Annotated in this window: 12 protein-coding genes; 4 read left to right on the plus strand and 8 right to left on the minus strand. The window is 52.5% G+C overall.

Annotated features, from left to right (window positions below; genetic code table 11):
* Positions 1-57: 57 nt before the first annotated feature.
* Together BTJ40_RS21830 and uvrD are read right to left on the minus strand one after the other, a co-directional pair.
* Entirely contained in the window at positions 58-1,191 is a 1,134-nt protein-coding gene (locus BTJ40_RS21830) for a TRAP transporter substrate-binding protein (protein WP_108735061.1), read from the minus strand.
* A gap of 232 nt (positions 1,192-1,423) precedes the next feature.
* A complete protein-coding gene (gene uvrD / locus BTJ40_RS21835) occupies positions 1,424-3,628 on the minus strand; it encodes a DNA helicase II (RefSeq protein ID WP_108735062.1) in 2,205 nt (734 codons plus the stop codon).
* Between the two features lie 139 nt (positions 3,629-3,767).
* On the opposite strand from uvrD, the gene hexR reads away from it, so the two are divergent.
* Together hexR and BTJ40_RS21845 are read left to right on the plus strand one after the other, a co-directional pair.
* A complete protein-coding gene (gene hexR, locus BTJ40_RS21840) occupies positions 3,768-4,622 on the plus strand; it encodes a transcriptional regulator HexR (protein WP_108735063.1) in 855 nt (284 codons plus the stop codon).
* A gap of 114 nt (positions 4,623-4,736) precedes the next feature.
* On the plus strand, positions 4,737-5,996 hold the full coding sequence (locus BTJ40_RS21845) for a multidrug effflux MFS transporter (RefSeq protein WP_108735064.1): 1,260 nt from the start codon (positions 4,737-4,739) through the stop codon (positions 5,994-5,996).
* Between the two features lie 11 nt (positions 5,997-6,007).
* Here BTJ40_RS21845 and gstA read toward each other — a convergent pair whose 3' ends face one another.
* Both gstA and BTJ40_RS21855 read right to left on the minus strand, forming a co-directional pair.
* Entirely contained in the window at positions 6,008-6,613 is a 606-nt protein-coding gene (gstA, locus tag BTJ40_RS21850; protein ID WP_108735065.1) for a glutathione transferase GstA, read from the minus strand.
* 115 nt (positions 6,614-6,728) lie between these two features.
* Entirely contained in the window at positions 6,729-7,124 is a 396-nt protein-coding gene (locus BTJ40_RS21855) for a DoxX family protein (RefSeq protein WP_108735066.1), read from the minus strand.
* A 523-nt stretch (positions 7,125-7,647) separates the two neighbouring features.
* Between BTJ40_RS21855 and BTJ40_RS21865 the strand changes: the two genes are divergently transcribed.
* Together BTJ40_RS21865 and BTJ40_RS21870 are read left to right on the plus strand one after the other, a co-directional pair.
* Entirely contained in the window at positions 7,648-8,949 is a 1,302-nt protein-coding gene (locus BTJ40_RS21865) for a sodium:proton antiporter (RefSeq protein WP_108735068.1), read from the plus strand.
* Positions 8,950-8,962: 13 nt separating this feature from the next.
* Positions 8,963-10,819: a monovalent cation:proton antiporter-2 (CPA2) family protein gene (locus tag BTJ40_RS21870; RefSeq protein ID WP_108735069.1), complete on the plus strand. Its 1,857-nt coding sequence runs from the start codon at positions 8,963-8,965 to the stop codon at positions 10,817-10,819.
* A 5-nt stretch (positions 10,820-10,824) separates the two neighbouring features.
* Here the strand turns inward: BTJ40_RS21870 and BTJ40_RS21875 are convergent, their stop codons facing one another.
* From BTJ40_RS21875 to BTJ40_RS21890, 4 genes are all read right to left on the minus strand, one after another.
* Positions 10,825-11,184 carry a hypothetical protein gene (locus BTJ40_RS21875; protein WP_108735070.1) on the minus strand — a complete coding sequence of 120 codons (360 nt, stop codon included), beginning with the start codon at positions 11,182-11,184 and terminating at the stop codon, positions 10,825-10,827.
* Positions 11,185-11,229: 45 nt separating this feature from the next.
* A complete protein-coding gene (locus BTJ40_RS21880) occupies positions 11,230-12,849 on the minus strand; it encodes a Na+/H+ antiporter (RefSeq protein WP_108735071.1) in 1,620 nt (539 codons plus the stop codon).
* Between the two features lie 187 nt (positions 12,850-13,036).
* Positions 13,037-13,852, minus strand: a complete 816-nt coding sequence (locus tag BTJ40_RS21885; protein WP_238152091.1) for a class II aldolase/adducin family protein — start codon at positions 13,850-13,852, stop codon at positions 13,037-13,039.
* Between the two features lie 311 nt (positions 13,853-14,163).
* A complete protein-coding gene (locus BTJ40_RS21890; protein ID WP_108735394.1) occupies positions 14,164-15,177 on the minus strand; it encodes a zinc-binding alcohol dehydrogenase family protein in 1,014 nt (337 codons plus the stop codon).
* Between the last annotated feature and the right edge of the window lie 87 nt (positions 15,178-15,264).

Here is a 15,264-nt window from a genome sequence, read left to right on the forward strand (position 1 = left end):
AGTTTGCCGGCTGTAGTGCAACACAGCCGGCAATATCATCGGCCCAGTAGTTGGCCGCTAATCTTCCTTTAACTCTCTCGCCTGGTAGTAAGCCTCTTCACTGATCTCGTGGTAGGGCTTCACATCCCGTTCAAATTCCTTAAAGGCTTTGTAAACACGGGCAAACTCCGGGTCCTGCTGCGCCGTCTCCTGCATAATTTCGTTGTTGATCTTCTTCAGGTGAGACAGAACATCCTCCGGCAAGCGCTCCACTTTTACCCCGTGCTCTTCTACCAGCTCCTTGAGGGCCCGGTTATTACGTGCCGTATATTCGTCCAGCATATCCTGGTTGGCTTCGCGGGCGGCGACCCGCACTATTTCCTGCAAATCAGCAGGCAGTTTTTCGAATGCCTTTTTATTAACGATAAATTCCAGGATAGAGCCCGGCTCATGCCACCCTGGGTAGTAGTAATACTCGGCGACCTGGTGGAAACCAAAAGCGAGATCGTTGTAAGGGCCCACCCATTCGGTGGCATCAATCACTCCAGTCTGGAGGGCGGTGTAGAGTTCTCCACCGGGAATGGTCACCGCAGTGCCGCCAGCGCGGTTTAAAACCTCACCACCCAGGCCAGGAATACGCATCTTTAGGCCCTTTAAATCCTTCACCGACTTGATCGGTTTGTTAAACCAGCCCGCCATCTGTACACCGGTGGAGCCCCCCGCAAGTGGGATCAGGTTAAAGGGCTCGTAGATCTCCTCCCAGAGTTCGAGACCACCACCGTGGTGCAACCAACCATTCATTTCCTGGGCATTCAAGCCAAAAGGCACCGCGGTAAAAAACTGGGCAGCAGGCACCTTGCCTTTCCAGTAATAGGCCGCGCCATGCCCCATCTGCGCGGCGCCTTCCGATACAGCACCAAATACGCCAAGGGCAGGCACCAACTCACCGGCACCGTACACTTTGATCCTGAGACGCCCGGCTGACATCGCCTCGACTTTCTTGGCAAAACGCTCCGGCGCACTGCCGAGGCCAGGGAAGTTCTTGGGCCAGGTAGTAACTAATTTCCACTCGAACAGCTCTTTATTACCCTCTGCGGAAAAGTGCTGGGCAGGACCCATTGCTGCACGGGAAGCTACCAGGGCGGCGAAGGTAATGGCGAGCAGGGCTAAGAGCCCGAGAATGATGGCCGGGTACCAATTGAGTTTTTTCATTGCTACTAATTTATCGTTATTTTTGTATTGTACAAATTATCGGCAGACGCTTTGGTCGCCATCTTAGGTCTTCAGGGGAGGTCCTCTGTGATTTGACCCTGGTATTTTGAATGGATTCCCGCTACCGCTGGAATCCATTCACCACCATCTAACTTTCAATTCTGCATGTCTCTCAGTACCGACATGCTCCGGCACTCAGTATTTAACGCTCAGTGCCAGCTCAAGCCATCACTTAAAGCGGCTGCAACTTGGCCATTGAAAGTATCAGCCTCTTGTCGCCAACATCGTCAAAATTAACCAGCACCCGCATTCGAGGACCCGTTCCCTCAAACTCAATGACAGTTCCTTCACCAAACTTGGCATGGTCCACTCGCCCTCCCAGAACCAGCGGGGGCAAATCATCGAAGTCTGGCGCCGGGTCGGAAAACTGGCCTACCTTGCCGTAGTCCGCCTGATAGAGAGGGCGGGAAATTTCGGTCTTCAGGCGCACTTCTTGTACAAACTTGGACGGAATTTCGCCGATAAAGCGGGAAGGGCTGTTATAGGTTTCGCTGCCAAACAGACGCCGGTTTTCCGCGTAGGTAATGTATAGCTTGCGCATGGCGCGGGTGATACCCACGTAGCAGAGGCGTCTCTCCTCCTCCATGCGGCCGGGCTCCTGCGCCGACATCTTGTGGGGGAACAGGTTTTCTTCCACACCCGCCATAAATACCAGGGGAAACTCCAGACCTTTGGCGGAGTGCAGGGTCATCAGCTGGACGGCATCCTCAAACTCATCCGCCTGGCCTTCACCGGCATCAAGGGCAGCGCTGTCGAGGAACTGGTTAAGAAGGGGAATTTCCTCCTCATCTTCCTCTCCCTCGGGCAGGCCTGCACCGGTAAAGCCGCGACAGGCAGTGACCAGTTCCTGCAAGTTCTCCACCCGTGTTTGGCCTTTCTCGCCTTTCTCTTTGCCGTGAAACTCCAGCAAACCGCTGTTTTCGATCACATCCTCAGCAATAGCATCCAACTCTTTATCTTCTGCATTCGCTGCCAGCTGGTTAATCAGGTCCAGGAAGCTCTGCAGGGCATTGCCGGCGCGAGCAGCCAATACCCGTTGCTGCAACATCAGCTTGGCCGCCTGCCACAGGGAGCAGCCCTGCTCCCGGGCATAAGAACGCACCATCTCTACAGTGCGCGCACCGATGCCACGGGTGGGCGTATTCACCACTCGTTCAAACGCAGTATCATCATCGCGGTTGGTAATCAGGCGTAAATAAGACAGGGCATTCTTGATTTCCAGGCGCTCGTAGAAGCGCTGGCCGCCATAGATACGGTAGGGCACCTGCTCGCGCAAAAGCCCCTCTTCAAGTACCCGGGATTGGGCATTGGAGCGGTAGAGGATAGCGATGCTGTCGCGGCGATTACCGTCGCGCACCCAGTCATTGATGCGCTCGACAATAAAGCGCGATTCATCCTGTTCGTTGTAGGCCGCGTAGACGGCGATGGGCTCACCCTCTTCGCCCTTGGTCCACAACTCCTTGCCCAAGCGACCACTGTTATTAGCGATCACCGCATTAGCCGCGTTCAGAATGGTGGAGGTGGATCTGTAGTTCTGCTCCAGTCGCACCGTCTGCACTTCTCGTAAATCTGTGGAAAAGTGCTGGATATTCTCGATCTTGGCACCGCGCCAGCCGTAGATGGACTGGTCATCGTCACCCACGGCGGTGATATGGCACTGCTCACCGGCAAGTAGGCGCAGCCAGGCATATTGAATCGTGTTGGTATCCTGGAACTCATCCACCAGGATATGGGGGAAGCGCCGTCGGTAGTGGGCCAGAATAGCGTCGTTATTCAGCCAGAGCTCGTGGGCGCGTAGCAGCAGCTCACCGAAATCCACCAATCCACCGCGCTGACAGGCCTCTTCATAGGCGAAGTAGATTCGCACCATGGTCTGCAACCAGGGATCGGCGCCGGCATTGATATATTGCGGACGCAGACCTTCATCTTTCTGCGCGCCAATCCACCACTGGGTTTCACGCGGTGACCACTTCTTATCATCCAGCCCCAGATCTGCCTGTATCCGCTTGATCAGGCGAAGCTGGTCATCGGAATCCAGAATCTGGAAATTCTGCGGCAACTTGGCTTCTTGCCAGTGAGCCCTGAGCAGGCGGTGAGCCAGGCCGTGGAAGGTGCCCACCCACATGCCAAAGGTATTCACCCCCAGCAGCTCTTCGATACGGGCGCGCATCTCGCGGGCCGCCTTGTTGGTAAAGGTTACCGCCATAATGGAGTAGGGCGAGGCGCCCTCCACCTGCATCAGCCAGGCGATGCGGTGTACCAGCACCCGGGTCTTGCCCGAGCCGGCACCGGCCAGAACCAATTGATTGCCGGGCGCGGCAGCTACTGCTTCGCGCTGGGCGTCGTTGAGGGGGTCTAAAATCTGAGATACGTCCATGGGCGAAGATTGTACCAGAGCTGATGCACAAGACCTGTGTAAATAAACAGGATTTTGCCCTGCCTGACAATGTAATGTCGCTCGCCAGCGGAGGGCACAGCAGCTAAACTGCGCCAACTGGCATAGAGAAGGAAGTCCTGTGAAACCGGCGGAAGTAACGCAACGAATCAGTGAACAACTGTCATCCATGCGCAAATCAGAGCGCAAGGTGGCGGAGTATATTCTCGCCAACCCCGATGAAATCATTCATATGCGTATCGTCGACCTGGCCACTGAAGCCCAGGTGAGTGAACCTACTGTGGTGCGCTTTTGTCGCGCCGTGGGCTGCTCCGGATTCCAGGAGTTCAAGCTGAACCTGGCGCAGCAGCTGGCTTCCAGCCCCAGCTTTGGCCAGATTGCGGTTACGGAAACGGACACCATTGCCGAGTACAAGCGCAAGGTTTTCGACTCCACGGTGGATACCCTGCTGAAAGTTCGCGATAGAATTGACGACCGCGCCCTTGAGGCCGCAGTCACGGCAATGGCCGCCTCCAAGCGGGTGGAATTCTTCGGTTTTGGTGCCTCCGGTGCTGTCGCCGCCGATGCCCAGCACAAGTTCTTCCGCCTGCAACTGGCCACCGCCGCCCACTCGGACCACCACATCCAGAATATGTCGGCCATGTCCATGCAACCGGGAGACGTAGTCGTGGCTATCTCCCAGAGCGGTCGCACCAAGGCGCTGCTTCGCTCCATGAGCATGGCAAAAGAGCAAGGTGCTCTGGTGGTTGGCCTGGCGCCCAGCGGCTCGCCGGTGGCACAACAAGCCAGCATCCCCCTGGAAGTGGATGTGGAAGAAGATATCGAGATCTACACACCGCTGTCCTCACGCATTGCTCACCTGGTGGTGATTGATGTGCTCGCCATCGGTGTAGCCCAGCGCAAAGGCCCTCAGCTACAGGAGCACCTGTTGAAACTGAAGCAGGGACTGTACACATTGCGGGAAGACAAGCACTAAACTCCCACTTATCCAAGGTGGGCACTGGATAGTTGCCCGCCCGTCTCCACCATAGCCTTTTCCCGCCAATTGCGTTTTCGGGGAGATCCCTCCAGGCTGTACCAGAGCAACAAGATGACATCCACCGCTTCGACCACGGAAGACAAAGCACCGCGCTGGCTGGTGGTGTGGCTTGCCGCCCTCGTTTCCCTGACACCTTTTTCGATCGATAGCTACCTGCCCGCAATTCCGTCGATGGCTGCAGCCCTGGATACAGAAGTTGAGCGGGTGCAGTACTCGGTATCCAGCTTCCTGCTGGGCTTTGCCCTCGGGCAGCTGTTTGGCGGGCCGCTATCGGATCGCTGGGGGAGGCGTTTGGTAGGAACTATCGGCCTCAGCATTTATATGGTCAGCTCCCTGTTGGTCCTGTTTACCGATCATGTAGACCAACTGATTATCCTGCGCTTTTTCCAGGCGGTCGGCGGCGGCTTTGCCACAGTGATCTGCGCCGCCATAGTGCGCGACCTGCACAGTGGCCGTGAAGCGGCAAAAATAATTTCCTTGATCAGCACCATCATGCTCATTGCACCGCTGATCGCCCCGGTGATCGGTTCTGCATTGCTAGCCGTGGGCGGCTGGCAGAGTATTTTCGTCTTTTTGTTACTGTACGCTCTGGCAATGCTCGTATTAGTGCAGCTGCTACTGCCGGAGACCGTCTCCCGCTTTACCCGAGCGCGCCGTCAGTTAATGCCGCTAAAGTCTCTCGTAGGCAGCTACGGCCAGGTTTTGCGCAACCCCCGCGCGATTGGGTTCCTGATTGCACAGGCCTGTGTCAGCGGTTCGATGTTTATCTACATCACCACCGCGCCCTTTGTGTTTATGGATTATTTCGGTGTTAGCGCGAATCAGTTTCCGCTGTTTTTCGGTATCTGCGTGCTCGGACTAATCTTTATGGTTCAGGTGAATATCCGCCTGCTGAACTTTTTCGAGCCGCGCAATATCCTCTTGGCGGGTATTGCCTTGCAGTTATTGGGGTGCGGACTGTTAGTTCTGGGTACCATGACCGGGGTTAAAGAGTTAACCCTGTGGATGATTCCACTGGTTTTGGTAATGAGTTCCATCGGAATTACCGGGCCCAACGCCGCCGCCTGTTACCTGGAGTTTTTCCCGAAAATCAGTGGCAGCGCTAATGCACTCTATGGCGCCACCATATTTATCACAGGGGGTATATTGGGTGGACTGGTAAGCAGCCTGCATACAGGAACCCTGACACCTATTGCAGGATCAATGGCAGGTTGTGCCTTTGTGGCACTGCTATCCGCACTTTTCCTGGCCAGGGCACGCAAACCGATAGAATCAGATATACCGGCTAGCCGGAGGTTTACCCCACGTTAATTGAGGCTTTTTTATACAGCTTCCAACCCCTCTTCTTGAAGGGCCCGCTGTACTGCTGGCCGCTCTTCCATGCGCTTCTGGAAAGCCTGAAGCTGGGGCCAACGTGACATATCAAACTGCTGAAGCTTCAACCACCGCGAAAGCACATACAAGTAAGCATCGGCAACGCAGAAACTGTCCCCCATTAAATAGTCCTTATTCAGGCACCCCTCGATATAATCAAACCAGTGGATTAGCCGCTCCCTGGAGTACTCTTGTTCCTTCTCTGTACCATTCCAGAAAAGTGGTCTGAATAATTTATGGACCTCTGCGCTGAGAAAATTCAGCCACTCCAAGACCCGGTAGTGGGCCAGGGTACCCACCGCTGGCGCTAACTGTGCATCGGGTTTTTGCTCCGCCAGAAACTGAACAATCGCAGGACCTTCAGTAAGCACTTCACCCCCCTCAAGTTGCAGTGCGGGTACATATCCTTTTGGGTTTATCCTTGTGAAGTCGTCGCCGTTTCCCAGCTCGTGGTTTTTTAAATTGACCTTCTGCAGTTCCAGATCAATACCCGCCTCACAAGCGACTATATGAGGTGATAGAGAACACACACCCGGTGCATAAAAGAGCTTCATGGTGATCCCCTGGGGTAATAGCCCATTTCTCAGCAGTATAGGCGCAGATTAGTTTTTCCCGACAACACCTCAAGTGCTACAGATTTAACACCCTTAATCCCGCTGATGCAGAAATCTATTTACCGCGAATCCAATGATCCAGACTGAAGCGACCGGCACCGGCACAGGTGAGAATCAGGAAACCACCGGCAATAGTGATGTTTTTCATAAAGTTGGTCATCTCAGCCGCATCACCCGGGGCCAGGTGTATCAGAAAAGCTGAGGCAAGGCAGAAAAGGAAGAGGATAAAAGCTGAGATTCGGGTGAATATCCCCAGTAGAACTGCGAGCCCGCCCACCAGCTCTACTACGATCACCAGTGGCAGAATGAAACCGGGTATGCCCATGGACACCATGAAGTCTTCTGTCATTTCGTAGCCGCCAATTTTATTCCAGCCAGCACGAATAAAGATAAGCGACATCAGAACCCGGCCAACCAGCTTTGAGGTGTCGCACAATATCGGATGATTCACTACCACTTCCTCGATCTACATTGCGCATTGATGGGTATGGACTCACAAATAGTGTAGACACTGTCGCAGCATTTCCTGGTGTCGACCGAGGCTTCCTTTACCCCTAAAAGGTCAAAAGCTCCTTTTGGCGCAATAATCATCCTTTTATTTTTAATTACATGTGGAACTGTACTAACAGGCTGCGGAAAAGTAACGAAATGATATTTAAAAAGCTAAGGCATTTATGAGCTTTTTGTGGGGAGAGGGATGAAATCCGCTTGAACGCAAAAATGAAAAATGCAGTTGTGTGGTGCTCATGAGCCGCTACAATTGCGCGCCCATATAGAGGGAGTTGGCCGCTTGTGCCCGCGTGGTCCGCCCCAGTGTAATCCTGTTGCCCCATATCCATCCCAAGGAAATTCGAGCAGCCTCTGCACGACTACAATAACGGCACGCTTACCACCATATAAATTGCCGCAGGGGCGCTCCCCGATACGGCGTTAAACCACCCGAGAATTTTTCAGCGCTGGAGTCCACACACGGCATGGAAGTTTATTACACCTTTTGTTTTCTTGCCGCCGTATCAGTATTTCTGGGCTTCCTGAATCAATACGTATTGCGCGCTCAAAACACGATTGCCATTACTGCTGGCGCCCTGGCTTTGTCACTACTGGTCACCGCACTGGGTAAACTGGGGGTGGTGGAGCTGCGCACTTGGGCAGACCAGCTACTCCCTCTGCTCAACCTTGAGGATATCCTGCTTAAGGGAATGCTCGGGTTCCTTCTATTCGCCGGCAGCTTACATATCGACCTGCTGGAACTGCGCAACCAGAAACTCGAAATCGGTCTTCTCGCCATTGTCGGCACCCTGATTTCCACCTTTTTAGTGGGAGCACTGCTGTACTGGTTCCTGATGCTGATCAATATGCCAGTGGCATTTGTTTACTGCCTGTTATTTGGTGCGCTGATTTCGCCTACCGACCCTATCGCCGTACTGGCAATTATGAAAAACCTGAAGGCCCCGGAGCAGGTTTCTATCCAGGTGGAGGGTGAGTCCCTGTTTAACGATGGCTTCGGCATCGTAATTTTCGCGGTGATATACGCCCTCGCTTTCGAGGGCGGACAACCCACGGTGCCGGCAGTGGCAGAACTGTTCGCCGTTGAGGCTCTGGGAGGCATTCTGCTGGGACTGATCATTGGTGGTGTTTTCCACTGGGCCATTTGCTGCACCAATGATCACAGCCTGGAATTGATGCTGACCATGGTTATTCCCACCGCCGGTTTCTCCCTGGCCAATGTCCTCGGCGTCTCCGGTGCCTTGGCGATGGTGGTGAGCGGCATCATTATCGGCAACTTTACCCGCGAACGCGGCTTCTCCCGGGTGAGCCAGCACGAACTGGATAATTTCTGGAGTATTACCGAAGACTTCCTCAACGGCTTGCTCTTCCTGTTGGTGGGACTGTTCCTGATCACCATTGACCTGCGCCCCTCCGACTACCTGCTGATGGCTGTGGGTATTGTGATTGTCCTCACCGCCCGGGTTTTCGCTGTGGGCATTCCCTTTCTGTATTTGAAGAGCCGCCGCAAGTACCACCCCTATACCAACCGGATTTTAATCTGGGGGGGACTGAAAGGGGGATTGGCGCTGGCGCTGGCGATGTCTATCCCCGCCGGTAGTGCCTTTGTGCAGGGTCAGGACCTGCGCTACCTGTGGGTGGTAATGACCTATGGCGTGGTGCTCTTTTCTATCGTCGTACAGGGCTCTACCATAGCGCCATTGATCCGTCGCAGCCGGGAATTTGCTGAACCGGAGCGCGACAAACCCCAGCAACAGACAGCCAAATAGCGATAACGAACAAATGGAACACTCCGGCTTCCTTATTGAGGCAGTAATATTTATGGCTGCCGCAGTGATTGCGGTGCCTATTGCCACCCGCCTGGGCCTTGGCTCAGTTCTCGGTTACTTACTCGCCGGTGTGGCCATAGGCCCCAGCGCCCTCGGCCTGGTCGGCGATGCCAGCGATGAAATGCACGTCGCAGAATTTGGTGTGGCGCTGATGCTGTTCCTGATCGGCCTGGAGCTGCAACCCAAGAAACTGTGGAAAATGCGCGGCGCTATCCTAGGCACCGGTAGCGCCCAGCTGCTTTTCTCCGCTGCGGCTATCGCCGGGCTGGTACTGGCTTTTTCCGGGATGGACTGGCGCTCATCGGTCGCGATCGGACTGATCCTGGCACTCTCCTCTACAGCGATTGTATTGCAGTCCCTCAGTGAGAAGGGCCTTCTCAAAAGCCAGGGCGGGCGGGCTGCGTTTGCGGTATTGCTGTTCCAGGATATCGCTGTTATTCCCATTCTCGCGCTATTGCCGCTACTGGCGGGTACTGCAGCCAGCCCCCACGAGAGCGGCTTGAGTGGCTGGTATTACGCATCGGCGGTTATCGGCACCATGCTGGCTTTCATTTTTGCCGGGCGTTATCTGCTAGGTCCCTTGCTACGCCTGATGGCAGGCAGTCAGGTGCGCGAGTTGTTTACCGTCAGCGCTCTGCTAATCGTATTTGCCGCAGCTGCGGTAATGACCTGGCTGGACCTGTCTCCGGCACTGGGTACTTTCCTTGCCGGGGTACTGCTGGCCGAAAGCGAATTCCGACACGAACTGGAAGCGGACATACAGCCCTTCAAGGGCTTGCTTCTGGGCCTCTTCTTTATCGCCGTGGGCGCCAGCCTTAATTTCTCCCTGATCGCAGATAATCCGCTGGTGCTAATCGGGTTGGCACTGGCGTTGGTACTGGTTAAATTTACCGTTCTTTTTGTACTGGCGCGCAGCTTGAGAATGTCGAAGGGGGAGGATTGGCTATTCGCCCTGTCGCTGGCGCAAGCCGGTGAATTCGGTTTTGTACTGGTGGCATTCTCCACCCAGCTCCAAGTACTGAGTGCAGACATCGGCAACCTGCTTGTGGCACAAATTGCCCTGACCATGGCACTTACACCGGTGCTGCTGCTGGTCTATGAGCAGTTTATCCAGCCTCGTTTTGTCGCCGGCCCCGAGGTCCCTGACAACCTGGATACCTCACCACCAGTGGATTCCGGCTCACCGGTAATCATTATTGGCTATGGGCGCTTTGGGCAGATTGCCGGGCGACTTCTGAATGCCTGCGGTTTCAATACCACCCTGCTCGAACGCAATGCGGAGCAGTTGGATTTGGTACGGCGTTATGGCATCAAGGCTTATTACGGAGACGCTTCACGGGAAGATTTACTGCGCGCCGCCGGAGCCCAGAATGCAAAGCTGGTTATCCTGACTTTGAGCGACCAGGCCGCCTGCCTGGAAATTGTGGCCCAGCTGCAAAAGCACTTCCCCAATGTGACTATCCTCGCCCGCGCCCGCAACCGAATGCACCAATATGCTTTGATGGAAGCCGGGGTGCGCTATATCTTCCGCGAAACGGTGGATTCGGCCCTGACCATTGGGGAAAAAGCACTGGAGTTATTGGGGCTCAGCCCAATACAGGCGCGCCGCGCCGCGCTGAAGTTCAAGCAGCACGACCAGCGTATGCTGGAGGCGCTCTTTCCCTACTGGCGCGATGAGTCCCAGCATATTGCACAGACCCGGATTTATCGCGAACAACTGCTGCAGGCATTGCAACAAGATCGCCGCGACAAGGATCTACACCTGGATCACTACTGGGAAGAAGCCAAGCCTGAGATGGAAAAGCAGTAACCCGTTTAATGACTTTGAGGGCTATCACTGAGTACAACAATGGCAGCCCTTCCCGGACTCAGGCTTTCGCTGATATGCCCCTCTCCCTGCAAATCATTGGCTAACAAGATATCCCCGGGAGCAAAGGTATGTTGCGCGCCGGAACTGGTCGTTAGCTTTACTCTGCCTTCAAGATAAAGAATAAATTGTGCCTGTGGGGCGCAGTGCCAATCAAATCGCTGGCCCCCGGTAAATTCACGGAACTGCACCTGCTTGGCGGGGTAGGGGGTTGAATAATTACCCAAAGGCTCACGTTGTGGACTGTCTATAACTCTTTTCCGAAGCAGTGAAACCCCATCATCTGCATAAAGCTCTACGAATTCCATATTAAGAATTTTCCAGATCGACAATGATAGTTACAAGATAGAGATTTACTCTTTGCTTATTAAACTCGCCTCAACCAGATCAACTTCTAAAACAAGTTTGCGATGAAGTTCATCATCAATCTTTCTTGTGATACGTAACTCCAATAGTTGTTCACGTTCGGCAGAAAGTGCAGCGAGATGATAGTGGCGCTCTACTTTGGATCGCATCCAGATAATCTCTTCGCTTTCATCGTCTCCCAAAGTGATACGCCGCCGATAAATTGCCAAGAGGTGATCCACCGCCTCAAAAGCGAGATCCTGATTTAGTTCGCGTCGATCAATATCATGCCGCATATTTATCAATTGATTAACCGCTGCTTTCGCAGCAGAAATTCGCGCTCCCTTTTCATCTCCAATTGCAGCAAAATTCGGCGCTTCAGGTAAGTGACGTAAAAGAACAGGCAGTAAAAATCCAGCGAGTAATAACGACAGTAAAATAACCCCCATAGCAATAATTAATGCCAGATCACGACCAGGTAGGGGATTTCCATTATTCAAAGTAAGAGGAAGAGAAAAGGCTCCCGCCAGGGTGATAGCTCCTCTTACCCCAGCAATCGTCAACACGCTTACCAATAAAAAATGTGTACCAAAAGATTCGACTTTCTGACCAAAGCGCGAAAGGTATAGAGATACCCAGACCCAAACAAAACGTAAAAGCAGCAGCACAATAAATATTGCCAGGACATAATAAATGATCATCAAGTCACCGGTGTGACGCGCGCCAGAGAAATCCGCTCCGGTAATTCGAACCAATTGCTCTCCCAACAAAACAAAAATAATACCATCCAGAACAGCTTGTACCGTTTTCCACACTGCGCGGCGGTCCATTCGTGTAGTGGACATTTCCGCCCCATGTAAGGTGGTATAGTGAGTCGCAATACCTGCACTGGCTGCCGCTAAAATACCCGATACTTGTAATGTGTGAGCGGCGATATAAGCAGCAAATGGCACCAACAAGCTCACTAGAACTTGTACAGTAGTGTCCTCTCCTCCAATTCTGACCAGCAGACGTAAAATATATCCACAGGCAAATGCTGCTCCAGTGCCAATAACCACACCGCCAATAGCGACCCAGAAAAAACCAGCTAGTGCATGGGGAAATGAAAAAGTCCCGGTGAGAGCGGCAATGACTGCGAAACGGAAAATATCCAGGCCCGAGGCGTCATTAAAAAGGGATTCTCCGGCGAGGATATGCTCCAGGCGTGGCGGCATGGACGTTCCGCCGTGAACTACTGATACCGCCACGGGATCGGTCGGCGCCAGAATCGCAGCTACAGCAAAAGCTACCGCCAGCGGCATTACCGGCACCAACCAGGAGATAAAATATCCCATACCCACAACAGTAAAGAGCACCAAGCCAATAGCCAGGGTGACAATAACACCGATGTCTCGAAGCAGGGCGCCTTTAGGTATTCGCCAGCCGGCAACAAATAACAGGGGCGGCACAAACAGCAGGAAAAAAATTTCTGGCTCTAGGGGGATTTCAATCCCGAAAAAGCTACCTAATATTGCTCCCGCAGTAATTTGTAACAAAGGCAATGGGATGGGTAAGGGCAACAGGCGCGCAATAACCAGAGTAATGGCCACAACTAATAACAGCACCAGCGCGATAACCAGGTAGTGCATTACTCGTTAAAGTTCCCTGTAACATCTTATAAAAATAGATCTCTATCGAGTAACTATTGCAGTTCACTCAATATCAGGCAGTTTAAGCGAGTATAGAAAACAGGAGATAAATACTGAGAAAAAGAACCCGCGTTCTAAAGGATCTCAAAAATTCCGCTCTAAACTTGGCAGAATTTTCAATAATCTTTTACTCAAACATTTCTGGCTGTTCTTCTGCGATAACATTGTATAAAGGCTGAAAACTGAATAACCCCGCCAATTCGGTTCCCACAACCGCCCGAGTTCGTATCGCTACCTCTGGATCAATCAAAACAGGCTGACCAGCGGCTTCTGCCAGTAACTGCGCCTGGCAACTTCTTTCCATGGTGATATACCACCAGGCGGCTTCATCTACTGATTTGCCTACCGTCAATAAGCCGTGATTCTGCAATATCAGAGCTTTGTGATTATCCAAAGCTTTGGCCAGGGCCGCACCTTCTCCCATTTCCAATACCACGCCGGAAAAGGTATCCAGTAAACCGTGGTCCTGATAAAAGGCACAGGCATCCTGGGTAATTGGATCTAAAAGACGCCCGAGGGTTGACCAGCTTTTTCCATAGATCGAATGAGCATGCGCGGCGGCAACAATATCGGATCGGGTCTTGTGTATATGAGAATGAATAGTAAAAGCTGCGCCATTGAGATAGCCGTTACCTTCGACCACTTCACCCTGATGATTGACCAGCAACAACTGCGACATCGTCATCTGTTTAAAGGAAACTCCCATGGGGTTTACCCAGAAGTGGTCATCATGTTCAGGGTCTCGAACAGTGATATGACCGGCAACGCCTTCATCGAAACCAAACTTTCCAAACAAACGAAAAGCCGCTGTAAGCTTTCTCTTGCGCTCTTCACGTACTTGCTCTGGCGGCTGGGTTGGCTCGCCGAGCAACATACTGATGTCGCCATTCATAACAGCAGCACCAATACCAGTTTTTATTTTATTTTTTTCTGTTGTAGTCACCAAGCGGCCCTCTCATCATTGGAAAATGCCGAGGGATGGTTATAACATGACTTTTATTTTCTATGCGAGGGGAAATACCTTAATAGAACGTTGATTGCCTAACGCGGAAAAAATATAAAAGTGACTTTGATGCCTTTTCTATCAGTTTATTTTCTCTCGGTAGAAATATAAGAAAAAATTTACTTCCAAATAATGAAAAATAAGTATCTTAAACTTAACTTCTTTTATCGAATAATTAGGAATGCATACTCAAAGTAAATTCCTACCCAAATGTCATGTAAAAGACTCTGGGTAGGGTAGAGTTTACTCTATCAAAAACCTTCTAGGACTATCTTTCCTTTTGCAGCCTGGGATTCGATAAGCTGATGCGCTTTAAGAAGATTATTCGCGTTTATTTTCCCAAAATTCTGCCCCATAGTGGTTTTAATTAATCCCTGGTCAATTAATTCCGCAAGTTCATTCAACAGAACATGCTGGGCAACCATATCCTCGGTAGTAAACAGCGCGCGAGTAAACATAAACTCCCAATGCAGAGATACACTCTTCTGTTTCAGCGCTATAACATTCAGGGAGGCGGGGTCGTCAATCAAACCAAACTTTCCTTGAGGTCTGATACTTTTGATAATTTCCGCCAAGTGGTCTTCGGTATTAGTGAGGCTAACGACATAGTCGACGCCATCGATACCCTCGCGACTTAACTGCTCGCTAAGGGACTGCCGATGATTGATCACATGGTGGCTTCCAAGCTCTTCAAGCCAGCTTTTGGTTTCGGGACGGGAGGCAGTGCCGATCACAGTCAAATTGGTCAGACGACGGGCCAACTGGACCATAATCGAACCCACGCCACCAGCGGCACCAATGATCAGCAGTGACTTGTTGTTTGCCCCTTTACCCACCGCAACTTGCAGGCGGTCGAATAGCATTTCCCAGGCGGTAATTGCAGTGAGGGGCAGAGCCGCCGCCTCGGCACAGCCAATTGTCTTGGGGGCAGTACCAACGATTCTCTCATCCACGAGCTGATACTGGGCATTACTGCCCGAACGGGAGATATCTCCCGCATACCAAACCCGATCGCCAACCTTAAAGAGTCCCGCTTCCGGGCCTACCGCTTTCACTATGCCCACAGCATCCCAGCCAAGCACTTTCCACTGACCGGCATCCAGGCTGGCCCGCTGTCTCACTTTAGTATCCACCGGATTAACTGAAACGGCCTGTACTTCTACCAGCAGATCCCGGCCGGAGACTTGCGGTATGGGGAGGGTTATATCCTGTAGCGCTTCTTTATCGCTGCTTGGCAGAGACTGTTGATAACCGACGGCCTTCATCATCAGTTTTATCCTTTTCCAATGGGGTAACGAGTGTGGAGGTATCTTAAAAAGGAATATCCACAGGAAAAACTGCCTTCTCGCAGA

This window comes from Microbulbifer sp. A4B17 (assembly GCF_003076275.1).
Classification (GTDB): Bacteria; Pseudomonadota; Gammaproteobacteria; order Pseudomonadales; family Cellvibrionaceae; genus Microbulbifer.